Annotated in this window: 20 protein-coding genes; 6 read left to right on the top strand and 14 right to left on the bottom strand. The window is 61.7% G+C overall.

The window, feature by feature from the left end; genetic code table 11:
* The first annotated feature begins 278 nt into the window (after positions 1-278).
* A complete protein-coding gene (locus ACM6IO_RS21110) occupies positions 279-1,223 on the top strand; it encodes an aldo/keto reductase (protein ID WP_008043900.1) in 945 nt (314 codons plus the stop codon).
* A gap of 12 nt (positions 1,224-1,235) precedes the next feature.
* Here the strand turns inward: ACM6IO_RS21110 and ACM6IO_RS21115 are convergent, their stop codons facing one another.
* The 8 genes from ACM6IO_RS21115 to ACM6IO_RS21150 form a co-directional block, all read right to left on the bottom strand.
* Complete coding sequence (locus ACM6IO_RS21115) at positions 1,236-2,039, bottom strand: 2OG-Fe(II) oxygenase (RefSeq protein ID WP_008043901.1); 804 nt, start codon at positions 2,037-2,039, stop codon at positions 1,236-1,238.
* 58 nt (positions 2,040-2,097) lie between these two features.
* Complete coding sequence (locus ACM6IO_RS21120; RefSeq protein WP_192227393.1) at positions 2,098-2,925, bottom strand: glycosyltransferase; 828 nt, start codon at positions 2,923-2,925, stop codon at positions 2,098-2,100.
* Between the two features lie 67 nt (positions 2,926-2,992).
* Positions 2,993-3,880, bottom strand: coding sequence for a YghX family hydrolase (gene yghX / locus ACM6IO_RS21125; protein WP_223481305.1), 888 nt, complete (start codon positions 3,878-3,880; stop codon positions 2,993-2,995).
* 136 nt (positions 3,881-4,016) lie between these two features.
* Positions 4,017-4,418, bottom strand: coding sequence for a heme-binding protein (locus ACM6IO_RS21130; protein WP_223452340.1), 402 nt, complete (start codon positions 4,416-4,418; stop codon positions 4,017-4,019).
* The gene (gene glcF, locus ACM6IO_RS21135) at positions 4,415-5,656 is read right to left on the bottom strand and encodes a glycolate oxidase subunit GlcF (RefSeq protein WP_414912165.1); all 1,242 of its coding nucleotides are present in this window, start codon (positions 5,654-5,656) and stop codon (positions 4,415-4,417) included. The genes ACM6IO_RS21130 and glcF overlap by 4 nt, the downstream gene beginning before the upstream one ends.
* 3 nt (positions 5,657-5,659) lie before the next feature.
* On the bottom strand, positions 5,660-6,724 hold the full coding sequence (gene glcE, locus ACM6IO_RS21140) for a glycolate oxidase subunit GlcE (protein ID WP_414912166.1): 1,065 nt from the start codon (positions 6,722-6,724) through the stop codon (positions 5,660-5,662).
* A complete protein-coding gene (gene glcD, locus ACM6IO_RS21145) occupies positions 6,724-8,223 on the bottom strand; it encodes a glycolate oxidase subunit GlcD (RefSeq protein WP_414912167.1) in 1,500 nt (499 codons plus the stop codon). Before glcD ends, glcE begins: the two co-directional genes overlap by 1 nt.
* Before the next feature lie 993 nt (positions 8,224-9,216).
* Positions 9,217-10,980 carry an L-lactate permease gene (locus ACM6IO_RS21150; protein WP_008042563.1) on the bottom strand — a complete coding sequence of 588 codons (1,764 nt, stop codon included), beginning with the start codon at positions 10,978-10,980 and terminating at the stop codon, positions 9,217-9,219.
* Between the two features lie 182 nt (positions 10,981-11,162).
* Between ACM6IO_RS21150 and ACM6IO_RS21155 the strand changes: the two genes are divergently transcribed.
* The 5 genes from ACM6IO_RS21155 to ACM6IO_RS21175 all read left to right on the top strand — a co-directional run bounded on the left by ACM6IO_RS21155 (position 11,163) and on the right by ACM6IO_RS21175 (position 17,222).
* On the top strand, positions 11,163-11,399 hold the full coding sequence (locus ACM6IO_RS21155) for a hypothetical protein (RefSeq protein WP_032832733.1): 237 nt from the start codon (positions 11,163-11,165) through the stop codon (positions 11,397-11,399).
* A gap of 91 nt (positions 11,400-11,490) precedes the next feature.
* Entirely contained in the window at positions 11,491-12,108 is a 618-nt protein-coding gene (gene lexA / locus ACM6IO_RS21160; protein WP_008034491.1) for a transcriptional repressor LexA, read from the top strand.
* Complete coding sequence (gene imuA / locus ACM6IO_RS21165) at positions 12,108-12,725, top strand: translesion DNA synthesis-associated protein ImuA (RefSeq protein ID WP_008034486.1); 618 nt, start codon at positions 12,108-12,110, stop codon at positions 12,723-12,725. The genes lexA and imuA overlap by 1 nt, the downstream gene beginning before the upstream one ends.
* Before the next feature lie 7 nt (positions 12,726-12,732).
* A complete protein-coding gene (locus ACM6IO_RS21170; protein ID WP_207286605.1) occupies positions 12,733-14,148 on the top strand; it encodes a Y-family DNA polymerase in 1,416 nt (471 codons plus the stop codon).
* A complete protein-coding gene (locus tag ACM6IO_RS21175; RefSeq protein ID WP_414912168.1) occupies positions 14,124-17,222 on the top strand; it encodes an error-prone DNA polymerase in 3,099 nt (1,032 codons plus the stop codon). The genes ACM6IO_RS21170 and ACM6IO_RS21175 overlap by 25 nt, the downstream gene beginning before the upstream one ends.
* Positions 17,223-17,349: 127 nt before the next feature.
* Here ACM6IO_RS21175 and ACM6IO_RS21180 read toward each other — a convergent pair whose 3' ends face one another.
* From ACM6IO_RS21180 to ACM6IO_RS21205, 6 genes are all read right to left on the bottom strand, one after another.
* On the bottom strand, positions 17,350-18,012 hold the full coding sequence (locus ACM6IO_RS21180; RefSeq protein ID WP_008031517.1) for a flavin reductase family protein: 663 nt from the start codon (positions 18,010-18,012) through the stop codon (positions 17,350-17,352).
* Positions 18,013-18,024: 12 nt separating this feature from the next.
* Positions 18,025-19,512 (bottom strand): amidohydrolase family protein, encoded by a 1,488-nt coding sequence (locus tag ACM6IO_RS21185; RefSeq protein ID WP_414912169.1) that lies wholly within the window; start codon positions 19,510-19,512, stop codon positions 18,025-18,027.
* Positions 19,509-20,705, bottom strand: coding sequence for an amidohydrolase family protein (locus tag ACM6IO_RS21190; RefSeq protein WP_414912170.1), 1,197 nt, complete (start codon positions 20,703-20,705; stop codon positions 19,509-19,511). Before ACM6IO_RS21190 ends, ACM6IO_RS21185 begins: the two co-directional genes overlap by 4 nt.
* Positions 20,706-20,836: 131 nt before the next feature.
* Positions 20,837-21,889 carry an extracellular solute-binding protein gene (locus ACM6IO_RS21195; RefSeq protein ID WP_414912171.1) on the bottom strand — a complete coding sequence of 351 codons (1,053 nt, stop codon included), beginning with the start codon at positions 21,887-21,889 and terminating at the stop codon, positions 20,837-20,839.
* A 20-nt stretch (positions 21,890-21,909) separates the two neighbouring features.
* Complete coding sequence (locus ACM6IO_RS21200; RefSeq protein ID WP_092269384.1) at positions 21,910-22,698, bottom strand: ABC transporter permease; 789 nt, start codon at positions 22,696-22,698, stop codon at positions 21,910-21,912.
* Positions 22,695-23,612 carry an ABC transporter permease gene (locus ACM6IO_RS21205; RefSeq protein WP_414912172.1) on the bottom strand — a complete coding sequence of 306 codons (918 nt, stop codon included), beginning with the start codon at positions 23,610-23,612 and terminating at the stop codon, positions 22,695-22,697. The genes ACM6IO_RS21200 and ACM6IO_RS21205 overlap by 4 nt, the downstream gene beginning before the upstream one ends.

The following is a 23,612-nucleotide window of genomic DNA, read 5'->3' on the forward strand; positions in this document are numbered from 1 at the left end:
CATAGCGAGGCACCGAACGAAAGGGGCAAGAGCCCTTGGTTACTTGGGGCTTTTCCAAGTGACTCGCCGTAAGGGCGAAACCGCCAGCCGCCATCACAAAAATAATGGATATACACCCAAGCAATTGCTGCCACCCCCCAGCACTTGAGACCTCGTTGTATTTCAAGCAAGGACGAATTACCGCCGGCAGCTATTCTCTTGGCTAACAGAGGACTCGTGGCGCTGGTAATCGCGCCGTTTGCCGCGCAACAAGCGCAAAAGAGTGGAAGGACACCACCATGAGCCACACTGATGGATACACGCGTCGACGAATACTCACGCTGGCTGCCGGTGCTTCGGCGGTGCTCACTTTCGATCCGGCCTTTGCAGCCACCGCGCCGTCGAAGGAAACAGGAGGCAAGAACATGCTGACCCGCGCCATTCCTTCCAGCAACGAGCCATTGCCCCTTGTCGGCGTGGGCACCTATCGCGGCTTTGATGTCGCACCTGCCGATCCGGCCTACAAAAACCTGCCCGCCGTTCTCAGCGCGTTATTTGAAAAGGGCGGCACGGTGATCGACAGCTCACCCATGTATGGCCGCGCCGAGCAGACCATCGGCGAACTGCTGTCGATCCACAAGCCGCGTTCACCCGCGTTCCTGGCCACCAAGGTGTGGACCCGTGGCCGCGAAGAAGGCATCGCGCAGATGGAACAATCCTTCAAACTGCTGCAGACCGACCGGATCGACCTGATGCAGATTCATAACCTGCTGGACTGGAAAACCCATTTGCCTACATTGCGCAAGTGGAAGGAAGAAGGGCGGATTCGCTACATCGGCATCACCCATTACACCGCGTCGGCATATGAGGAAGTGGAAGCGGTGCTGAAAGCCGAGCCACTGGATTTCTTGCAGATCAACTATGCGCTGGACGATCGCGGGGTCGAGAAACGCATCCTGCCGCTGTGTCGCGAACGCGGCGTGGCGGTGATCTGCAACCGGCCATTTGGCGGCGGTGATTTGCTTGCCCGCTTGAAGGGCAAACCGCTGCCCGGCTGGGCCTCGCAAGTCGGCGTCACCAGTTGGGCACAATTGGCGCTCAAGTATTTGCTGGCGCACTCGGCAGTGACCTGCGTCATCCCCGGCACCGGCAACCCGCGTTACATGGCGGACAACGCCGGTGCCGGTTTCGGCCCGATGCTGACGGGGGCGCAACGCGAGCAGTTGATCGATGTGGTCGGATAACCGCAGGTGCCGTCAGTTTTTTTTCTTGATGAGTTTGTTGAGGTAGTACTTGAGGCTCAAGCGATCCTTGGGCCTTGGTTTGTAGTGGGTTTTGTTTCTTTGCGCAGGATCAGCCACCACGGTTGCTGCGGTGTAGTAGTACAGCGCGATGGACCGGCGTGTGATGTGTTCCGGCGTCGTCAGAGGCTCCGGGTGTCCATGATTGCTGTCCTTGTCGGTGTTGAAAATGACACAGCGGTTGTAGATCGGCAGGACTTTCTTGAGGCACGTCTTCATCCCGACGTCCCATAGTTCCAGGTTGCCGCCGTACGCCTCTTGCCAATCCTGATTCAAGTAAATAATGGCATTCAGTCTGCGCTCGATATTCAACTTTTTGTTGAGCCGGAAGTCCGAGTGCACCCCCAGAAACCCACCCTTTTTCGTTTCGTGCAGTCCGCCGCCGGTAAAGTAAGGATCGGGAATCAAACCCTCGATACCTGTGAGTTTTTCAAGAAACTGCAACATGGGCGCCGAGTTGAAGGCGTTGAAAACCGTCTTCAAGTAGGGATCGCATTCGTTGGGGCTGACTTGCCGTTTGTGCTGACCCTTATAGCCGCGCTCATAGAGCATTTCGTTGTTGGTTGGCTCGACGGGAAAATGCGCGCAGATGCTCGCAATCAGGTCCTGCGGTAAAAAATCGTCAATGACGATGTGTGGGAAGGGGGTGGCTTGAGCATAAGTACTGGCTAGCGAGTGACCGAAAGTGCTGGCAGCGTTCTGGTCAAAATCCAGCTCCGGGGTGGTGACGATGGGGAGTGTCTGAGTGATCGGTGTCATTACCGCTCCAATTGTCTGTTCATAACAACCTGCGAGTGCTTCCGGCAAGAGGGGCGCGCTACTTGTTACGCGCTGCCGATACCTGGTTGTTGTCACCTTTCAAACGTTTAAGGATGTCGTTGTACATCTTCGTTCGTCTGTGCGTTGTCGCATAACCGCCAGCGGCCGCGACGGTGCCCGCTTGAATATGGTCGAGGTAGCTGAATATCTTGCGCGGGGACAACAGCTCAACAACATAGCCCAACTGGGTCATACGGTCCTGGAGGGTATAACCGGGTACGCGCTCATCCATCAGGAAATGCATGCCGTGTTGCTTCATCAGCTTGCAGTTCCATAAGGTACAGAAGCTTTTCAAATAAACTTCCCTGTAGGGCTTTGGCTCTCTGGAACGGAGTCCCAGGGACAGTTTCAGGCGTCTGACGTGATGTTTTACCAGTCGTGAGCTAAAGCGCCAAAGGGTTCTGGTGGTGCCGCGGTTAAGTTGTTCTGTGCACCCGACGGCCACGACATTCGGGTTTTTAATGCACTTGTTCAACATCATTGAAAATACATTTTTGTCGAAAATAAACGTATCGGTGTGCAGCAGGAACAGAAAGTCGGTCTCAACCCGTTCCAGCACCAGGTCGAGTGCTTTGCCATGCGCGATATGACCATGCTCCGGCTCGGGAGCTTTTCGCTCGATCAGGTTGATCCAGTCCAGTGTGCGCAGATAGTCGGTGCTTTCATCGGCCGAGTCGTTATCAACCACCCAGACCGGAATGTTGCTGTCGCCCAGGTGCTGATGTAGCAGGTCGAGGCAAATCCGGGTTATTTCGATGGTTTTGTAGTTGACCAGGACAATGCTGAAGGGTGGTTTCTGTTGCGACAGAAAATCATTGTTATTCATGTGTGATGCACTCTTTAAAAACCTGGAAACAGCAATAAAAATTCAAGACCACTTATTGCTTGCGGCGCTAAGACAGGTATCGCCGGAACCAGTTTAGCGTCCTTTCCCAGGCAAGTTTGGCTGCGGCCTCATCGAATCGAGGCGTGGAATCGTTATGGAAACCGTGGTTGGCGCCGGGGTAGATGTAGGCTTCATAGGTTTTGCCGGCTGCTTTTAATGCCTGCTCGTAGGCGGGCCATCCTTCGTTGATGCGTGTGTCCAGTTCACCAAAGTGAAGCATCACCGGCGCCTTGATCCGCGGGACATCCCTGGCGTCTGGTTGCCGGCCATAGAAGGACACGGCAGCCCCGAGTTCGGGATAGGCCACGGCAGCCGCGTTGGCGACGCCACCGCCATAGCAGAAGCCGGTGATGCCGACTTTTCCGGTGGTCGTATCGTGTTTCATCAGCCACTCGATCGCGGCGAAAAAGTCATTCATGAGCTTTTCAGGATCAACGGTCGCCTGGAGTTCCCGGCCTTTGTCGTCGTTGCCGGGATAGCCGCCCACCGACGTCAGGCCGTCGGGGGCGAGGGCGATGAACCCGGCCTTGGCCACGCGTCGGGCAACATCTTCGATGTAGGGGTTGAGCCCGCGGTTTTCATGCACGACGACCACGGCCGCCACTTTGCCGGTGGCTTTTGCCGGACGCACCCGATAGGCCCGAACCTGCCCGTGGCCCTTGGGCGAGGGGTAGGTGATGTACTCGGCGATGATGTCCGGGTCGGTAAACGCCACTTGTTCGGCCAAGGCATAGTCGGGACTCAGGGCGGCGAGGAGCGCACTGGCGGTCAGGCCGCCAAGGGTGAATAACGCCGCCCGGTCGAGAAACTCTCGCCGGTTGATCATGCCGTGGGCGTAGTAGTCGTAGAGTTCGAGCAGCTCAGGGGCAAAGTCTTTCGCAGTAAGACGATTCATCTTTGCGCTTCCTTTGAAGTGGACGGTTGCTCTGTCAGTTCGAAAAAGCGGCGACAACTATCAATTCTAGCCGCGCATAAAAAAAGAGACGTAAGTCTCTTTTTTGTTTCTTCTGATTACGTTCATCGAGCACGGTTCAGTTCAGGCATTGCGCCCCGGCGCTCGCCACTTGCGCATCCTGCTCGGCTTTTACGCCAGACACGCCGACCGCACCCACCACCTGACCGTCGACGATGATCGGCACGCCGCCTTCCAGGGATGTCAGCAAGGGGGCCGACAAAAACGCGAAGCGCCCGCCGTTGACCATTTCTTCATAACCTTTGGACTCGCGCCGGCCCAACGCCGAGGTGCGTGCCTTTTCGGTGGCGATGTAAGCGCTGATGGGCGCGCAGCCGTCGAGGCGTTCGAGGGCGAGGGGATGGCCGCCGTCGTCGACGATCGCGATGGTCACGGCCCATTGGTTATTTTGTGCTTCGGTGCGTGCGGCCGCGAGGATCCGGCTGACTTCGGTCTGGCTCAGGACGGCTTTGCTTTTCATGGGGAATCTCCGGTGATCGATGAGGGCAGCGCCGCGTCGAGCAGTTCGATCCAGTGCCGGACCGGGGTCCGGCCCGCGCCGTCGAGATGCGACTGACAGCCGATATTGGCGGTAACGATAACTTCAGGATGGCCACTTTCCAGCGCATTCAGTTTGTTGTCGCGCAGTTGCCGGGACAGTTCGGGTTGGGTGATCGAATAAGTGCCCGCCGACCCGCAGCACAAATGGCTGTCGGGCACAGGTGTGAGGTTGAAACCGAGGCGAGCAAGGAGCGCTTCCACCGCGCCGCCGAGCTTTTGCGCGTGCTGCAAAGTGCAGGGGCAATGGAAGGCCAGGCGCTGGTCACTGTGGATGCCGAGTGTTTCCAGCGGTTCGTCGCGCAACACTTCCACCAGGTCCCTGGCCAGCGCGCTGACTCTTTTTGCCTTCTCGGCGTAGGCCGGATCGCGTTCGAGTAAATGGCCATAGTCCTTGATGAAGGCGCCACAGCCACTGGCAGTTTGCACGATGGCTTCTGCACCGTTCTCGATACTCGGCCACCACGCATCGATATTGCGGCGAGCGCGGCCGAGGCCGGCTGCCTGAGCGTCGAGGTGATAATCCACCGCGCCGCAACACCCGGCTTCGCTGGACGGGGTGACACTGATACCCAGTCGATCCAGCACCCGCGCCGCTGCCGCATTGGTGTTGGGCGACAGGCTCGGCTGTACGCAGCCTTCGAGCATCAGCACCTGACGGGCATGGCGGGTGGTGGGGCGTGGCCGGGGGAGATAAACATGGCGAGGCAATTTTGCCTGCAAGGTGTTGGGCAGCAGTGCCCGAAAAACCTGACCGCTGTTGATCAGCGCTTTGAACAGTCCCGGATTAAGGACGACGCTGCGCAATCCCTCACGCAACAGACGTTGGTCGAAGGGGCGCGGCACCGCCGCATCGACCACCGCCCGGCCGATGTCGAGCAAGTTGTGATAATCGACTCCGGAAGGACAGGTGGTTTCGCAATTGCGGCACGACAGGCAGCGGTCCAGATGCTGTTGGGTTTTCTGCGTGACCTCGTTGCCTTCCAGCACCTGTTTGATCAGGTAGATGCGGCCCCGTGGCCCATCGAGTTCATCGCCGAGCAATTGATAGGTCGGGCAGGTGGCATTGCAGAAACCGCAGTGCACGCAGGTGCGCAAAATGCTTTCGGCTTCTTCGGCGCGGGGCAGCTGCCGGGCGGTTTCGCTCAGGGTTGTCTGCATGGTTCAAAGCTCCGCGTACAAGCGTGCCGGGTTGAAAATGCCCCGTGGGTCGAGTTGTTGCTTGAGGCTGCGGTGGTAGCGCATCAACGCGGCAGGCAACCGCTGGAACGGGCTGTCGATCAGGCCATGGCTGTAGCAGGTCACATGGCCGCCGACCTCATCCACGACCTGGCGAATGAACGCCGCTTCGGCGTCAGACTTGAGCCAGCGCTGGGCGCCGCCCCAGTCGAGCAGTTGCCGGCCGGGCAGGGACAACCGCGGCGTGTTGTGCGGCACGGACAGGCGCCACAGTGGCTGGCCCTCGTCGAAGAAACTCAGTCGGTGCTCGTTGAGATCCGCCCAATACGAGGCGTCCAGAAGCTCACCGCCCAAACGGTCATGAGCCGCCGCCACCGAGCCTTCGCCGCCCTCAAGCCGCAAGTGCAGGCGTTGCCCGTCGTGGCACGCGGCACTGATCGGCAGCGGCTGCTGGCCCCATTCCGCGAGACGCAGCAAGGCACGATCGCTATCCATTTCCAGGCTGATGCTCAGGGTTTGCCGTGGTTTGGGCAGGACCTTGAGCGAGACTTCGGTGATCACGCCAAGGGAGCCGAAACTGCCGGCCATCAGGCGCGACAGGTCGTAACCGGCGACGTTTTTCATCACTTCGCCGCCAAAGCGCAAATGCTTGCCGTGCCCGGTGATGACCCGTGTGCCGAGGACGAAGTCGCGCACCGAGCCTGACCAGGGACGACGCGGCCCCGACAGACCACTGGCGATCATCCCGCCGACGGTGGCATCGTCGCCAAAGGACGGTGGTTCGCAGGGCAGCATCTGCTGTGCTTCATCCAGCACGTGCGCCAGTTCGGACAAGGGTGTGCCGCAGCGGGCGGTGATCACCAGCTCGGTCGGGTCGTAGCTGACGATGCCTCGGTGGCTGCGCGTGTCGAGTACTTCGCCCGCAACGATGCGCCCCAGAAACGCCTTGCTGTTGGAGCCCTGAATGCGCAGCGGCGTGGCGTTTTCCAGCGCTTGATTGACCTGCTCCAGCAGCACGCCGCTGTCATCGATATCGAGTTCGCTGCGCATCAGAATCGCTCCAGATCAGGGAAGGGCAACTGACCCAGGTGCACGTGCATGGCGCCAAATTCGGCGCAGCGGTGCAGCGTCGGAATGTTCTTGCCGGGGTTGAGCAAACCGCCGGGATCGAACGCGGCTTTGACGGCATGGAACAGCGTCAGCTCATCGGCGTTGAACTGCGCGCACATCTGATTGATCTTCTCGCGGCCCACGCCGTGCTCGCCGGTGATGCTGCCGCCGACCTTCACGCACAATTCGAGGATCTTGCCGCCCAGCGCTTCGGCGCGGTCGAGCTCATCCGGTTGATTGGCGTCGAACAGAATCAATGGGTGCATGTTGCCGTCACCGGCGTGGAAAACGTTGGCGACGCGCAAACCATACTCGGCGGACAACGCGGCAATGGCGCGCAGCACGCCGGGCAACTCGCGGCGCGGGATCGTTCCGTCCATGCAGTAATAATCCGGCGAGAGCCGACCGACAGCCGGAAAGGCATTCTTGCGTCCGGCCCAGAAACGCACGCGTTCGGCTTCATCCCTGGCCTGGCGCACTTCGGTGGCGCCAGCCTGTTCCAGCACCTGGCGCACGCGGTCGCAGTCATCGTGGACATCGGCTTCGACGCCATCGAGTTCGCACAGCAGGATGGCTTCGGCGTCCACGGGGTAGCCAGCGTGGATGAAGTCTTCAGCGGCACGGATCGCCAGGTTGTCCATCATTTCCAGACCGCCTGGAATGATGCCGGCGGCAATGATGTCACCTACCGCTCGTCCTGCTTTTTCGACGGAGTCGAACGCCGCCAGCAGCACCTTGGCGGACTGCGGTTTGGGCAACAGTTTGACGGTGACCTCGGTGATCACCCCGAGCATGCCTTCGGAACCGGTGAACAGTGCCAGCAGGTCGAAGCCGGGTGAATCGAGGGCATCGGAGCCCAATGTCAGGTGCTCGCCGTCCACGGTCAGGATGTCGACCTTGAGCAAGTTGTGCACGGTCAGGCCGTACTTCAGGCAATGCACGCCGCCAGCGTTTTCGGCGACGTTGCCGCCGATGGAACAGGCGATCTGTGAGGAAGGGTCGGGCGCGTAGTACAGGCCGAAGGGGGCTGCTGCCTGGGAAATAGCGAGGTTGCGTACGCCGGGCTGGACCCGTGCGGTGCGGGCGGCCGGGTCGATGTGCAGGATGTTGTTGAAGCGAGCCATGACCAGCAGCACGCCTTTTTCCAGCGGTAACGCGCCGCCGGACAAACCGGTGCCGGCGCCACGGGCGACCACCGGCACGTGCATTTCATGGCAGAGCCGGAGCACGCCTTGTACTTCGTCGAGATGGCGTGGCAGGACCACCAGCAGGGGCGTGGTGCGATAGGCCGAGAGTCCGTCGCATTCGTATGGCTTGAGTTCTTCTTGCTGATGCAGCACTTCCAGGGCCGGCAAACGGGTTTGCAGGGCTTGCAACAGTGCTGACTTGTTGACGTCGGGCAGCGCTCCGTCAACGCGTTCATCGTAGAGAATGTTCATGGTCGTTTTACGATACTCCGATCGTGTGTGTCCGGGCAGCGGGCTGTTTACTCAGGTTTTGTGTGTATATCCATTTTTTGGGTGATGGCTGGTATGGGTTTCGCCCTTACGGCGAGTCACTTTCGAAAAGCGCGAAAGTAACCAAAGCGCTTTTGCCCCTTTCGTTCGGTGCCTCGCTGTGGCTCGGCATGCCCTCGCTCCGGTCCTGCTCCGTGGGCCCGCCGCGATCGGCCATCCTTGGCCGTGCGCGGCTAACCCGGCATCCATGCCGGGTTGCCCACTGCGCAGAACCTGCGCTCGGCCTCTCGAGGGGGCGTGTACCTCAAGATCAAAAGCTGAAGGCGAGCTAACGCTCGGCCTGATGAGTGGTGAAAATCAAAAGCAAACGCGATTCCCTGTAGGAGCCGGCTTGCCGGCGAAAAGCGTCGGGGCAACGCGTTCATTCAGACAGCCCTCGTTATCGTTGACGTCCATCGCCAGCAAGCTGGCTCCTACAAGGGAAATGCATGTGTGTTCGGAACATACACGATCAACTGTAGGAGCCGGCTTGCTGGCGATGGCGTCCGTTCAGTCAACAAACAGGTGTCTGACCCTCCGCCATCGCCAGCAAGCCGGCTCCTACAGGGGAATGTGCAAACATCGAAAATTAGTGCGGCAGCCACAGTGCGGGAGTGTGCACACGTCAGAAGAGCCAGGTCGGCTGGCAGGCCGCCTCGTTTTTGCTTTTGCGGTACACGCCCCCTCGAGAGGCCGAGTGGAGGTTCTGCGCAGTGGGCAACCCGGCATGGATGCCGCGGTAGCCGCCCCCGGCCATGGATGGCCGATGGCGGCGGGCCCACGGAGCAGGACCGGAGCGAGGGCATGGCGAGCATTAGCGAGCCACCGAACGACAGGGGCAAGAGCCCTTGGTTACTTGGGGCTCTTCCAAGTGACTCGCTGTAAGAGCGAAACCGCCAGCCGCCATCACCGCAGAAACGGATATGCCCCCAGCGCTCAATGCCCACCCACCACCATATGACTAAACGGTGCCACATAAGCCTGCAACGTCACCAACCCCCCCACCAGAATCGCCAGAATGACGGAATGGAAGAACACATAACGCAGAATTTCCCCCTCATGCCCATACCAACGCGTAGCAGTGGAAGCCACCACGATCGACTGCGCATCGACCATCTTGCCCATGACCCCACCGGAACTGTTGGCAGCAGCCATCAACACCGGGCTAAGCCCCAATTGCTCGGCCGTCACCCGCTGCAGCCCACCGAACAACACGTTGGACGCCGTGTCCGACCCAGTCAGCGCCACACCGAGCCAGCCAAGCAGGGTGCCGAACATCGGGTAAAAGATGCCCGTCGCAGCGAACGCCAGGCCCATGGTCGCGTCCAGCCCCGAATAACGGGTGAGGAAGCCGAGCGCGAGCATCGCGACGATGGTAATCAGCGAGTAACGCACGACCCAGATCGTGCGCAGATAGTGTTTGACCAACTGCGGGATGGAGTAGCCCATCAATAGCCCGCCAAAGATCGCCGCCAGCAAGATGCCGCTGCCGGTGCTGGTCAGCCAGGTGAACTTGTAGACCGCGTCCTCGGTTTTAGGCGCAGGCACCACCGGCGGAACCTTTTCGATTTGCTGGTGGATCGTGCCGAAGGTGACGACCGGCGCAAAGATCGGGTTCGCTTCGCGCAGCGGTTTGCCTTGGGGATCGAGCTTGGCCGAGTGGGTCACGGGATCAATCGCCGGGCGGGTATCGAACAGGTTTTTGAAGCCCTGGGTACCCCAGGCGAACACGAACACCGTGAGGATGATCCACGGCATCCACGCGCGCATGACCGCAGGCTTGGCGTCGCTGGCGAAGGTCGCGCTGGCGATGGGTTTCTCGTCATGCTCTTCGGCTATTTTGGAGTTGTCGACGCGCCCGGACAGCGCGGCGGAGGTGTGCACGGTCGCGGGTTTCCACACCTTGAGAAAACCGGTGAGGCAGGCCATGGAAATCAGCGCGGCGATCACGTCCACCAGCATCGGCCCGTGATAGTTGGAGACCAGGAACTGCGGCACGGCGAAACTGACCCCGGCGACCAGGATGGCCGGCCAGATTTCCAGCATCTTGCGCCACCCGGCAAAGGCCCAGATCAACCAGAACGGTACGATCACCGAGAAAAACGGCAGTTGCCGACCGACCATCATCGACAGTTCCATTTCGTCCAGGCCGGTCACTTTGGCCAAGGTAATGATCGGCGTACCGAGGGCGCCGAACGCCACGGGGGCGGTGTTGGCGATCAACGCCAGGCCCGACGCCGCAAGTGGCGAGAAGCCCAGGCCAATCAGAATCGCGCCGGTCACCGCCACGGGGGTGCCGAAACCGGCAGCCCCTTCGAAGAAGGCTCCGAAGCAGAAGGCAATCAGCAGCAGTTGCAGGCGGCGATCGTCGGTAATGCGCGCCAGCGAGTCCTGCAGCACTTTGAATGAGCCGTTTTCGGTGGTCAGCCGGTGCAGGAAGATGATGTTCAGCACAATCCAGCCGATCGGCAGCAAGCCGTTGGCGGCGCCGTAAAGGGCGGCCGAGCCTGCCATGTTCGCCGGCATGCCGAAGGCGAAAATCGCGATGACCAGCGCCGAGGCGAGGGCGAGCAAGGCCGCCAGATGGGCCTTGATGTGGAAAAAGGCCAGGGCTGCCAGCATCACCACGACCGGCACAGCTGCCATGATGGTTGAAATGACCGGGTTGCCGAACGGATCGTAGATTTGCTGCCAGACCATGTTCCACCTCTGCTTTTTATTGTTGGGATTGCAGACCCCGAGGGGGCGGTGGCTTGTAGTATAGGTGGCATTACGCCGCTGTCTTGTGCCCCATAAATCACGCCTTTTGGCGGATGGGTCGAACTTGAAACAGGGACTGCAGATCGCCTTTACTGGATTCAATCACCCGGAGGAACGCGATGATGACTGAGCGCCACATGGTTCATACGGAAACGCTGTCGAACGATTGCAGCATCAAGGTCAAGGCCGAGATCCTGCGAGACGGTTCGTTGGGAATGTTCATCGGGGTATACCGACCCGATGGCTCTGCCATTGAGGAGAATGATCACCCGGCGTTGCATTTTCTCGACATGGAGGCCGCGATGGAGTGGGGGATCGAGAAAGCCAAGGATATCGGCAATGGCCAGCGGACGTTGTAGGGCCTGACATCCGGATGTGCGGTATGCCGGGCCCCGTGATAAAGGGGAGCTGACTGGCGGGCCTTGCCATAAAAAAGTCAAAAGAGTACAAATGTACTCCATGACGACTTTAACTCCCCGCCGTACTGCCATCCTGACGTTTATCCGTGATCGAATCGCGGAGCACGGTCAGTCCCCGAGCCTCGCTGAAATCAGCGAGGCCTTTGGTTTCGCCTCCCGTAGCGTGGCGCGCAAGCATGTGCTGGCGCTGACCGAAGCCGGTTTTATCGAGGTCAATCCGCATCAGGCCCGAGGCATTCGTTTGCTCGGGCAACCGGCGCGCCCCGAGCTGCTGGACATTCCGGTCCTCGGCCGGGTGGCGGCGGGGGCGCCGATCGGTGCCGATGCCGAGGTGCACAGCCGCTTGCTGCTCGACCCGTCGATCTTCTCCCGGGTGCCGGATTACATGCTGCGGGTCCAGGGGGACTCGATGATCGAGGACGGCATCCTCGATGGCGACCTGGTGGGCGTGCATCGCAATCCCGAAGCGCTCAATGGTCAGATCGTCGTGGCGCGGCTTGATGGCGAAGTCACCATCAAGCGTTTCGAGCGGGTCGGCGATGCGGTGCGCCTGTTGCCGCGCAACCCGGCCTATAAGCCGATCATCGTCGAGGCCGATCAGGACCTGGCCATCGAAGGGGTGTTCTGCGGTCTGGTGAGGCAAGGGTGATGGGCGCCGTCGTTGCGCTGGACACGCTGTTCAATGGCGGCCAGGTCTGGAAGGGCCGGCCTGCGCCACCGACGGTCAGCCCGCAACCCACCGGGCATGCGGCGCTGGATGCGGCGTTGCCCACTGGCGGCTGGCCGGAAGCGGCGCTGACCGAAATCCTCCTGGCCGGGCAGGGCGTCGGCGAGTTGCAACTGGTGTGGCCGGCGCTGGCGCGGTTGTCGGCGGCGGGTGAGCGCATCGTGCTGGTGGCGCCACCGTACGTGCCGTATCCGCAAGCCTGGCAGAACGCCGGGGTTGATCTGCGCCAGTTGTCGATCATCCAGGCCAGCGAACGCGATGCGCTGTGGGCGGCGGAACAATGCCTGCGTTCGGGCAGTTGCGGCGCAGTGCTGTGCTGGCCGCACAAGGCGGATGACCGCGCCTTGCGGCGCTTGCAGGTGGCGGCGGAAACCGGCTCGACCCTGGCATTCGCCTACCGCTCGATCCATGAAGCGATCAACCCGTCACCGGCCGCGCTGCGCATCGCCATCGATGCCAGGCCTGCGCAATTGCGCGTGCTCAAGTGCCGGGGCGGGTTGGCCCGCTCGGCGCCGATTGCCTTCCCTGTGGGGCATTGAGGTTGCCATGCGCTGGGTGTGCATTCTCTTCCCGCAATTGGCGCTGGACGCGGTACTGCGTCAGCGCCCCGATCCCGATGAGCCGCTGGCGCTGCTGACCGGTCCGGCGCAGCGTCGGGTGTTGCAGGCGGTCAACGCTTCGGCGCGGGCGCTGGGCTTGCGCCCCGGCATGTCGATGACCGCCGCGCAGGCCTTGAGCAAAGACTTTGTCACGGCGGAATACGACGCGGCCGAGATCGAGCACTGGCAGCAGTTTCTCGCGGCCTGGGCCTACCGCTTCAGCTCCCAGGTCAGCGTGCATTACCCGCGTGCGGTGGTGTTTGAGATCGAGTCCAGCCTGGGACTGTTTGGCGACTGGCCGCAATTCGAAGCGCGCTTGCGCACCGAACTCGGCGAACTGGGCTTTCGTCATCGGATTGTTGCCGCGCCCAACCCGGTGGCGGCGCGGGTATTGGCCAATGCGTATGACGGTCTGGTGGTGCCGGACGCTCAAGCCTTGCAGCATCATCTGGGGCAATTGCCTGTCGACCGGATCGCTCTGGAGCCAGCGGTGGCCACGGCATTGTCGCGTATGGGGTTGCGCACCTTGAGCCAGGTGCAGGCGTTACCGCGACAGAGCCTGGCGCGGCGTTTCGAGGCCCAGGTGCTCAAGCATCTGGACGCGCTGTCTGGCGAACGACGGCTGGCGCTGGCGTTCTACCTGCCGCCGGACCGCTTCGATGTGCGCATCGAACTCAATTTCGACGTGCAATCCCATCAGGCGCTGCTGTTTCCGTTACGCCGGCTGACCGGCGATCTGTCGGCGTTCCTGTGCGGTCGCGACAGCGGTGTGCAGCGTTTTGACCTGCACCTGGAACATGCCGGCTTGCCGGACAGCGTGATCAAGGTCGGCCTGCTCAGCGCCGAGCGCGATCCGGCGATGCTCTTCGAACTGGCCCGAGGGCGGCTGGAACAGGTTCAGGTCGAGGCGCCGGTGCGCGGGTTTCGTTTGCGCGCCGAAGACTTGCCGGCCTTCGTTCCGCAGTATCAGGAACTGTTCGATGATCGCCCGCAGCAGTCCTTGCCCTGGGAGCAACTGCGCGAACGCTTGCGCGCGCGGCTGGGGGATGACGCGGTGCAGGGCTTGCGGTTCCAGGCCGATCACCGGCCGGAGTGCGCGTGGCAGGCCAGTGCCGAGAGCCAGCGCTGCGCGGTGATGCCTGGCGTGCAGCGTCCGGGCTGGTTGCTGACGGAGCCGCAAGCGGTACACGAAGGTTCGACGCGCATCCTTATGGGCCCGGAGCGCATCGAGTCCGGTTGGTGGGACGGCGCCGATGTGCGCCGCGACTACTACCTGATCGAAACCCGTTCCGGCCAACAGGGCTGGGCCTATCGTACGGTCGGTGAGGGCGGCCCGTTGTGGTTGCAGGGGTGGTTCGCATGAGCATTGATTATGCCGAGCTGCACTGCCTGTCGAACTTCAGTTTCCAGCGTGGCGCCTCCAGCGCCCTCGAACTTTTTCAGCGGGCGAAAAAACTGGGCTATCAGGCGCTGGCGATCACCGACGAATGCACGCTGGCGGGCATTGTCCGCGCTTGGCAAGCGGCCAAGTCCGTGGAACTGTCGCTGATCATCGGCAGCGAAGTGCGCATCGAGAACGGTCCGAAACTGGTGCTGCTGGTGGAGAGCCTTGAGGGCTACCAAAACCTGTGCCGGCTGATTACCCGGGCGCGGCGTCGTTCGCACAAAGGCCAGTATCAGGTGCTGCGGGAGGATTTCAGCGAGCCTTTGCCGGGGCTGTTGGCGTTGTGGGTGCCGGATGCGCCGGATGATTTTCAAACCGGTCACTGGCTGAAGCAAACCTTCGCCGAGCGCCTGTGGCTGGCGGTCCAGTTACATCGCGGCCAGGACGATACGGGGCGATTGAGTGCGTTGATGACGTTGACAAGGGAGCTGCGAATCCCGGCAGTGGCCAGCGGCGATGTGCACATGCACACGCGCGGGCGGCGCGCCTTGCAGGACACCATGACTGCAATCCGTCATCACCTGCCGGTGGCCGAGGCCGGGTTGCGCCTGCACCCCAATGGCGAACGGCACCTGCGCAGCCTCGACGTGTTGCAATCGATCTACCCGCAAGCATTGCTCGATGAAACCTTGACCATCGCCCGGCGTTGCACCTTTGATCTTGGCCAGTTGCGATATCAGTATCCCCGCGAGCTGGTGCCCGAAGGCCAGACGGCCTCGTCCTGGTTGCGTCATTTGACCGAAGAGGGGATCACATGGCGCTGGCCGAAAGGCCCGCAAGCCAAGGTGCTCAAACAGATCGACAAGGAACTGGAGCTGATTGCCGAACTGGGCTACGAAAGTTACTTCCTGACGGTTCACGACATCGTCCGGTTTGCTCGTGAGCAAAAAATCCTCTGTCAGGGCCGTGGTTCAGCCGCCAACTCGGCGGTGTGTTATGCCTTGGGAATCACGGAAATCGATCCGGATCGCACCACGCTGTTGTTCGAGCGCTTTCTCTCCAAAGAGCGCAACGAGCCGCCGGACATCGACGTCGATTTCGAGCACGAGCGACGCGAAGAAGTCTTGCAGTACGTGTTTCAGCGTTATGGCCGGACCCGTGCGGCGCTGACTGCGGTGGTCAGCACCTACCACGCGGCCGGCGCGGTACGCGATGTGGCCAAGGCGTTGGGTTTGCCGCCGGACCAGATCAATGCCCTGGCCGATTGCTGCGGCCACTGGAGTGATAAAACACCACCGGTGGAGCGCCTGCGTGAAGGCGGTTTCGATCCCGAGAGCCCGGTGTTGCACCGGGTGCTGAGCCTGACCGGGCAACTGATCGGTTTCCCCCGGCACCTGTCCCAGCACCCGGGCGGTTTCGTCATTTCCGAGCAACCGCTGGACAGTCTGGTGCCGGTGGAAAACGCCGCCATGGCCGAGCGCACCATCATCCAGTGGGACAAGGACGATCTGGACGCGGTCGGTTTGCTCAAGGTCGATATTCTTGCGCTGGGCATGCTCAGCGCCATCCGCCGCTGCTTTGATCTGCTGCGACGGCACCGCAACCTTGATTTAAGCCTGGCGACGATCCCGTCCGAAGACCCGCAAACCTACGACATGATTGGTCATGCGGACACCATCGGCGTGTTCCAGATCGAATCCCGGGCGCAGATGTCGATGCTGCCGAGGCTTAAACCCCGGAAGTTTTATGACCTGGTGATCGAAGTGGCGATCGTCAGGCCGGGGCCGATCCAGGGTGGCATGGTGCATCCGTACCTGCGACGGCGGAACAAACAGGAGCCCGAGACTTACCCGTCTCCAGAATTGGAAGCGGTACTCAAGCGCACGCTCGGCGTACCGCTGTTCCAGGAGCAGGTGATGCAGATCGCCATCGTTGCTGCCGACTACAGCCCCGGTGAAGCCGATCAATTACGCCGTTCCATGGCCGCCTGGAAGCGCCATGGCGGGCTGGAACCACACAAGGATCGCCTGGCCGCCGGAATGAAGAAAAACGGCTACACACCCGAATTCGCCGCGCAGATTTTCGAGCAGATCAAAGGCTTCGGCAGCTACGGATTTCCCGAGTCTCACGCCGCCAGTTTTGCCTTGCTGACCTATGCCAGTTGCTGGTTGAAATGCCACGAACCGGCGGCCTTCGCCTGTGCGCTGATCAACAGCTGGCCCATGGGGTTCTACAGCCCGGACCAGATTCTGCAGGATGCGCGCCGGCATCATTTGCAGATCCGCCCGGTGGACGTGCGTGCCAGCGACTGGGATTGCAGCCTCGAACCCGTCATCGGTGCGCAGCCGGCGATTCGCATGGGGCTGCGGATGATCAAGGGCTTTCGCGAAGACGATGCGCGGCGTATCGAAGCCGCGAGGTCCAAGGGGGCGTTTATCGACATCGCCGACCTCGGCGAACGGGCGCGGCTCGATGCCCGTGCGCAGGAGCAACTGGCCGATGCCGGCGCGTTGCGTGGGCTGGCCGGTGATCGTCATCGAGCACGCTGGGAAGTGGCGGGGGTGCAGAAGCAATTGGGCTTGTTCGCCGGTTTGCCGAGCCAGGAAGAGGACGCGGTGGCATTGCCCAAACCCACGGTGGGCGAAGACCTGCTGGCGGATTACAACAGTCTCGGCACCACCCTTGGCCCGCATCCACTGGCCCTGTTGCGGGGTGAGCTGAAAGCCCGGCGCTGTCGCAGTTCGCGGGAGTTGCTGGACGTCGAGCATGGCCGCCCGGTCAGCGTCGCCGGGCTGGTGACCGGTCGGCAGCGTCCGGGCACCGCCAGTGGCGTGACTTTCGTCACCCTCGAAGACGAGTTCGGCAACGTCAACGTGGTGGTCTGGCGCGATCTGGCCGACCGGCAACGGCAGGTGTTGGTCGGCTCGCAGTTGCTCAAGGTCGACGGGCGCTGGGAGAAGGAAGGCGAGGTGCGGCATTTGATTGCCGGACGCTTGAGCGACCTGAGTCCGCTACTGGATGGCATCAACGTACGCAGCCGGGATTTCCACTGAAGGATCATGCCGTTAATTTTCTGAACAACACCGAACCTGTAGGAGCCGGCTTGCTGGCGAAGCGGTGGTGGCCATGATGGCGCCATCGCCAGCAAGCCGGCTCCTACAGGTTGTGGTGACTTTCTGATTATTTAGCCTCTGGCCAAAACCGCTCGCCACCGCCCGGCGCATCCGTCCACGCCTGCAACGACCGGGTCGGCAGATCGAAATAATCCCGCGTACGCGCATACCCATGCCCACCCATCCGCCCGATCGCATCAAGCCCGAGCTGATCGATGTACAGGGTTTTCGGGTCGATCAGTTCATCCCGCACATGCGCCATCAGCACTTCGCCGAAGATGATCTCCCGCGACTGCCCGATGGACAGTGCCATCATCCGTCGGCATTCCAGCGCCACGGGCGCCTCGCCGATCCGCGGGCATTTGACCGTGGTGCCGGGAATCGCAGTGAGTCCGGCGGCAGTCAGTTCGTCGAACCCGGGAGCGAAAGGCACGGCGCAGACATTCATCGCTTCCACCAGCGCATCACTGACGATATTGACGGTGAATTCCTGATTGAGCTGGATATTGCGCGTAGTGTCCTTGGGGCTCTGGTCCCCATAGTTTTCCACGCCCAGTGCGAGGATCGGCGGGTCGGCGGACAGCGCATTGAAGAAGCTGAACGGCGCGGCGTTGATCCGTCCTTCGCCATCAATCGTGGTGACCAGCGCGATGGGCCGAGGCACCACGCTGCCGATCAGAATCTTGTATTTGTCCCGCGCACTGAGGGTGCTGAAGTCGAAGCTTTGCATGGGCAGAAATCTCTAAGGAAGGGGATCAATCGCACTCAGCGGCGCTTGTGCGCTGTAGTCATCGGCGAACGGGATGGCCGGTTTGAACAGGCTTTTCCAGTCCGGTCGGCCGAAGGCCCGGTCGCTGTGGCTGCGCATCAGTGTTTCGAATTGTCGTTGGGCCTGGCGTTGCAGGGCGGGGTAGTCGACGCCTTGAACCTGCCCGTCCTGCATCACGCAGCGGCCGTCGATGTAGCTGGCGATGCAGTCATCATCGCGTCCGGCGAGCACCAGGTTTTTCAAGGGGTCGAATAGCGGCCCGAGGTGCAGACCGCGAAGGTTGAACACCGTGATGTCGGCCTTGGCTCCCGGTGCCAGACGACCGATGTCGTCACGCCCCAAAGCCTTGGCGCCCCCGAGTGTGGCCGCGTTGTAAAAATCCAGGGCGCTGGTCAGCGAACCGCCGCCCTCCATCAAGCGAGCGATGTTCAACCCCTGACGCATGTTCTCCAGCAGGTCCGCCGGCCAGGTGTCGGTGCCCAGCGCAAAGTTGATGCCCTTGGCCCGATAGCGTCCGAACGAGTTCAGCGCCTCGCCGTCCCGGGCAAACACCACCGGGCAATGCACCAGGCTCGCGCCGCCATCCACCAGCCGTTGCAGGTCTGCATCACCCTGGGTGTAAATGCCGTGGGGCAGCAGGCTGCGCGGGGTCAGCAGGTTCAACTGCTCCAGCCAGGCCAGCGGCGAAACGCCCCGCAACTGCTCGACCATCGCCACTTCGCCGAGCCCCTGACAGCAATGCAAGCGCATCGGCGCGTTCAGCTCGCGGCTCAGCGCGGCGGTGCGTTGCAGCAGCGCCGGGGTGCAGGTCTGGATGCGATCCGGCAGCAGCGCGCCGAGAATCAAACCGTCATGTGCACCGTCGAAATCCTGGAAAAAACGGGCCGCGGCGTCGAGCCCGGCCAGGCCCCGCGCTTCATCCCAGTGATGCCCGAGGCTGCCATCGGCGCGCCAATAACTCATGCCACTCATGTAGCAGGGCCCGAGGTAAGTCCGCAGTCCCAGCTCGGCCGCCACGCCGGCCACCGCAGCAAACTCGTCGTAGGTCTCGGCCCACTCGCGGTAATACATCGAGGTGATCGGCATGGCGGTGGTGATGCCGTTGCGGATCAGTTGCGTGAAGGCGTAGCGGTATTTGAAAACCTCTTCATCCGCGCTGTAACTCTCGTGCGGGCCAGCCGCCAGATAGTCCTCGGACCACATCCGCCCCATGTCGCGCTCATCGCCGTTGTCCAGCGTCAGCACCGTGGAATCGAGGTCGCCGAGTGCATCCAGATCGATGAAGCCGGGACCGATCAGCGCGTTGCCGTAATCGATCCACTGATCCACCGGCCCCGAATAACCGCGCCCGACAAACACAATGCGTGAGCCCTCGAACACCACTTCGCCGTCGCGCCACAGCACATGCTGCGTGCCGTCGAAGCCGACCACGCAGCTGCTTTTCAGGGCGATGCGCTTCACAACCGGCTTTCCAGCAGTCGACCACCTGCGGCAATCAGCTCGCCGCGCCGATAGACCTGTCGCAGCGGCCGAGCCACCACGGCTTCACCCAGCGTCTGCACCGGCATCAACAGGAAGTCCGCCGGTTGACCGAGCTCCACGCCATAATCCTCGCAGCCCAACGCCAGCGCGCCATTCACCGTCGCCGCTGCAAACGCCGCCGCCAGCTCCTCGTCCTTGTTCAAGTCGAAACGGAACGCCAGCAGCATCGCCCGTTCCAGCATGTCGCCGTTGCCCATGGGCGACCAGGCGTCGCGGATGCCGTCCGAACCCAGGCACACGTTGACCCCGGCCTCGCGCAACGCCAGGAACGGCGGCACCGCACAATCGGCCGGTGCCGAACTCATCAACGAAATGCCCAACGCCGCCAAGCGTTCGGCCACAGGTTTGACCTGGCTCCAAGGCAACATCCCGAGGCAATAGGCGTGGCTGATCATCACTCGGCCATGGCGCCCGAAATGCTCGGTGTAATCGGCGATCAGCGCGATTTGCCACAGGCCCAGTTCACCCTTGTCGTGCAGGTGAATATCGACACCACGGTCGAATTCACTGGCCAGTTTGAACACGAAATCCAGTTGGGCGACGGGGTCGTTGTCGATGCCGCACGGGTCGAGGCCCCCGACGTTTTCCACGCCCAGGGCCATGGCCTCGCGCATCAGCTCGGCGGTGCCGGGGCGGCTGATCAGGCCGGTTTGCGGGAATACCACCAGTTGCAGGTCGATCAGGTCGCGGTAGCGTTCGCGCAGTTGTTGCATGGCTTCGACATGACGCAGGCCGAAATCCGGGTCGATGTCGACGTGGCAACGCATGGTCAGCGAACCACGGGCGATGCAGTTTTCCAGCAGGGCGCCGGCACGTTCGGCGATGGGGCTCTGAACTTCACGCAGCACGCGGCGCTCGTTGGCGATGTAGTCCTTGAGCGTCGGCCCGGCGCTGTTCGGACGCCAGGGTTGGCCCCAGAGGGTTTTGTCGAGGTGGACGTGGCTTTCCACCAGGGCCGGGGTGAGCAGTTGGTTCTGGCCGTCAATGTCGGTGGCGGTCAGTGGCGCGGACGATGCCGGGCGGCGTTGTTTGAACAGGCCGTTTTCGATCAGCAGGTCTTCAGCGGTGGAACCGTAGGGCCGCACGTTGCGCAGCCAGCGGGGGTGATTCATTTCAAACCTCGAGTTTTGTGGTTTTTGGGCGGGCCTCTTCGCGGGCAAGCCTCGCTCCTACAGGTCCTGCGCTGCTCTTGTAGGAGCGAGGCTTGCCCGCGAAGGCCGCAACTCGGTCTCAAGCCGAGCAATCAGCCCTTGAGCTTCGACCAGATCCGGTCCTGCAGCTCCCGCGCCTTGTTGCTGCACTCTTTCTCAGGGCGCAGGCGCGAGGCGAACTCGTCGGGCATGTTGATCGCGTCCATCACCCGCCATTTGGCGTCGATCAGCTTGTCGCTCTGAATGCCGTTGTCGTAGGCGATCGCATTGGACACGGCGGCGGCGTTTTCCGGTTTCATCATCCAGTCGATGAAGATCTTCGCGTTGCCGGGGTGCGGGGCGCTTTTCGGTACGGCGAAGTTGTCCTGGAACATCGCCAGGCCTTCGCGCGGATACACGTACTTGATGCTGCTCTTCTGCAACGTGGCCCGGGCGGTGGAGCCGTTCCAGTTCTGCATCATGATCACTTCACCAGAGGCCATGCGGTCGACGGTGTTGTCCGAGCTGTACATCTTCAGGAACGGTTTCTGCTTTTGCAGCAGTTCCAGAATGCGCTTGGCGTCCTGCGGGTTTTCGCTGCATTCGTCGACGTTGAGATAGTGGCTGGCGGCGTTGATCACGCTGCTGGAGGTGTCGAGTGCGGCGAGCTGGCCTTGCAGTTCCTTGCGTGGCTCGAAGAACTCCTTCCACGAATCGTCCAGTTTGCCGCCCGGCACGCGTGCGCTGTCATAGGAAAACCCGGTGGTGCCCCACAGGTACGGTGCCGAGAACTTGCGGCCAGGGTCGAAGCTCGGGTCGCGGAACGCCGGTTTGACGTGCTGGAAATTGGGCAGGGCCGATGCGTCGATTTCCAGCAGCAGGTTCTGATTGATCAGCGTGCGCATGATCGACTGCGACGGCACGATCACGTCATACGCCGCACCACCGGCCTGCAATTTGGCGAGCAGGGTTTCGTTGCTGTCGTAGCCGTCCATGGTGACCTTGATGCCGGTCTCCTTTTCGAATTTGGCCAGCAGGTCCACCGGGTAGTAATCGGTCCAGTTGTAGAAGAACAACTCCTTGGGCTCGGCGGCCTGTGCGCCGAACGCCGTGAAGCAACTCAGGGCCAGACCGGTGACGGCGAAACACATGTTTTTCATTTTCATGTTTTTGTGCGCTCCAGGATTTATTGGTTTTTGCCGCGCTGTCCCAGCCAGAAGGCCAGCACCACCAGCACGATGGAAATCACCAGCATCAGGGTCGAGATCGCGTTGATCTCCGGCGTCACGCCGGCCTTGATCGCCGAGAAGATGTACACCGGCAAGGTCGTCGAACCCGGCCCGGCGACAAAGAACGTCATGATGAAATCGTCGAGGCTGACCACGAACGCCAGCACCGAACCGGACAGCACCGCCGGCCACAGCAACGGCAACGTCACCCGGCGAAACACCTGCCACGGGTTGGCATACAAATCGTTCGCCGCCTCCAGCAGGCTTTTGTCGAGATCATTGAGCCGTGCACGAATTGGCAGGTACGCGAAGGGAATGCAGAAGCCGATGTGCGCGACAATCACCGTCAACAAACCGAGCTTGATCCCCAGCGCCATGAACAGCAGCAGCGTGGCAACAGCGGTGACGATCTCCGGCAGGATCAGCGGCAGGTTGATCCCGCCCTCGACCATTTTCTGCCCGTAGAACGGCCGGTAAGTCGCCAGCGCCGCGAGCAGCGCAATGGCCGTGGCGCAGACCGTGGCGATGCTGGCGACGATGATCGAGTTCAGCGCTGCGGTCTGGATCGACGGGTTGGCCAGAATCCGCCCGTACCAGGCGAACGAAAACTCGGTCCACACCGTCGCCGAGCGGTTGGCGTTGAAGCTGTAGGCGATCAGCACGAAGATCGGTACGTACAGGTACGCGAGGATCAGCAGGCTGACTTCGCGGGTCAGCGGCAGTTTTTTCAGGTGCAGGGCGATCATGCGGTGGCTCCCCGACGTAGAGTTTTGGCGGCGCTGCGGCTATAGAGGGCGTAACCCACCAGCGACAGCAGCAGAATCCCCAACAACAGGAACGACAGCGAACTGCCCAGCGGCCAGTTGCGCGCGGTGCCGAACTGTTGCTGGATCAGGTTGCCGATCATCAGCGTCTTGCCGCCGCCGAGAATCGCCGGGGTGATGAAGGCGCCGAGGCTCGGCACGAACACCAGCAGCGCGCCGGCAATCACGCCGGGCATCGACAGCGGCAGGATGATTCGCTTCAGCGCGTGCCAGCGGTTGGCGCCCAGGTCGTAGGCCGCTTCCACCAGGCGCCAGTCGAGTTTTTCCAGGGTCGAATAGATCGGCAAAATCATGAACGGCAGGAAGCTATAAACCAGCCCGACGCTGACGGCGAAGTCGTTGTAGAGCAGGGTGATGCCGCCCGCCTGCGGGAACAGCGTGTTGAGGCTCTGCGCGACCCAACCGTGTTCACGCAGGATGATCAGCCACGCGTAGTTGCGGATCAGCAGGTTGGTCCAGAACGGAATGGTGATCAGCAAGACCATGAGGTTGCGCTGGCGCGGGGTCAGGCTCGACATCCACAACGCCACCGGGAAGCCGAACAGGAAACACAACAACGTCGTGCCGCCGGCCTGGAACACCGAGCGCAACAAGGCTTGGGCATAGACCCAGTTCAGCTCCAGTTCACCGTCGAATCCTTCCTGGAAAAACAGCTGCACGTAGCTTTGCAATTGCCAGTTGGCTTGCCAGTCGACGCCGCCGTAGACGTTGCGCGGCAACAGGCTGATGTAGCCCATGATGCCCAGCGGAATTGCGATCAGTGCCAGCAAAGTCAGAACCACCGGGCTGAGCAACAGCGCGCGGTTGAGAGCGGGGGAAGTGCTGCTGACGCTCAT

The sequence above is a fragment of the Pseudomonas sp. IT-P44 genome, assembly GCF_949768225.1.
Classification (GTDB): domain Bacteria; phylum Pseudomonadota; class Gammaproteobacteria; order Pseudomonadales; family Pseudomonadaceae; genus Aquipseudomonas; species Aquipseudomonas migulae.

Excerpts from the sequence above, each read along its gene's own strand:
- lexA (WP_008034491.1), top strand. The coding sequence starts at position 11,491 with ATGTACTCCATGACGACTTTAACTCCCCGCCGTACTGCCATCCTGACG.
- imuA (WP_008034486.1), top strand. The coding sequence starts at position 12,108 with ATGGGCGCCGTCGTTGCGCTGGACACGCTGTTCAATGGCGGCCAGGTC.
- yghX (WP_223481305.1), bottom strand. The coding sequence starts at position 3,880 with ATGAATCGTCTTACTGCGAAAGACTTTGCCCCTGAGCTGCTCGAACTC.
- ACM6IO_RS21150 (WP_008042563.1), bottom strand. The coding sequence starts at position 10,980 with ATGGTCTGGCAGCAAATCTACGATCCGTTCGGCAACCCGGTCATTTCA.
- glcD (WP_414912167.1), bottom strand. The coding sequence starts at position 8,223 with ATGAACATTCTCTACGATGAACGCGTTGACGGAGCGCTGCCCGACGTC.
- ACM6IO_RS21180 (WP_008031517.1), bottom strand. The coding sequence starts at position 18,012 with ATGCAAAGCTTCGACTTCAGCACCCTCAGTGCGCGGGACAAATACAAG.
- ACM6IO_RS21170 (WP_207286605.1), top strand. The coding sequence starts at position 12,733 with ATGCGCTGGGTGTGCATTCTCTTCCCGCAATTGGCGCTGGACGCGGTA.
- ACM6IO_RS21115 (WP_008043901.1), bottom strand. The coding sequence starts at position 2,039 with ATGACACCGATCACTCAGACACTCCCCATCGTCACCACCCCGGAGCTG.
- glcE (WP_414912166.1), bottom strand. The coding sequence starts at position 6,724 with ATGCGCAGCGAACTCGATATCGATGACAGCGGCGTGCTGCTGGAGCAG.
- ACM6IO_RS21130 (WP_223452340.1), bottom strand. The coding sequence starts at position 4,418 with ATGAAAAGCAAAGCCGTCCTGAGCCAGACCGAAGTCAGCCGGATCCTC.
- ACM6IO_RS21200 (WP_092269384.1), bottom strand. The coding sequence starts at position 22,698 with ATGATCGCCCTGCACCTGAAAAAACTGCCGCTGACCCGCGAAGTCAGC.
- glcF (WP_414912165.1), bottom strand. The coding sequence starts at position 5,656 with ATGCAGACAACCCTGAGCGAAACCGCCCGGCAGCTGCCCCGCGCCGAA.
- ACM6IO_RS21205 (WP_414912172.1), bottom strand. The coding sequence starts at position 23,612 with ATGAGCGTCAGCAGCACTTCCCCCGCTCTCAACCGCGCGCTGTTGCTC.
- ACM6IO_RS21120 (WP_192227393.1), bottom strand. The coding sequence starts at position 2,925 with ATGAATAACAATGATTTTCTGTCGCAACAGAAACCACCCTTCAGCATT.
- ACM6IO_RS21195 (WP_414912171.1), bottom strand. The coding sequence starts at position 21,889 with ATGAAAATGAAAAACATGTGTTTCGCCGTCACCGGTCTGGCCCTGAGT.
- ACM6IO_RS21110 (WP_008043900.1), top strand. The coding sequence starts at position 279 with ATGAGCCACACTGATGGATACACGCGTCGACGAATACTCACGCTGGCT.
- ACM6IO_RS21190 (WP_414912170.1), bottom strand. The coding sequence starts at position 20,705 with ATGAATCACCCCCGCTGGCTGCGCAACGTGCGGCCCTACGGTTCCACC.
- ACM6IO_RS21155 (WP_032832733.1), top strand. The coding sequence starts at position 11,163 with ATGACTGAGCGCCACATGGTTCATACGGAAACGCTGTCGAACGATTGC.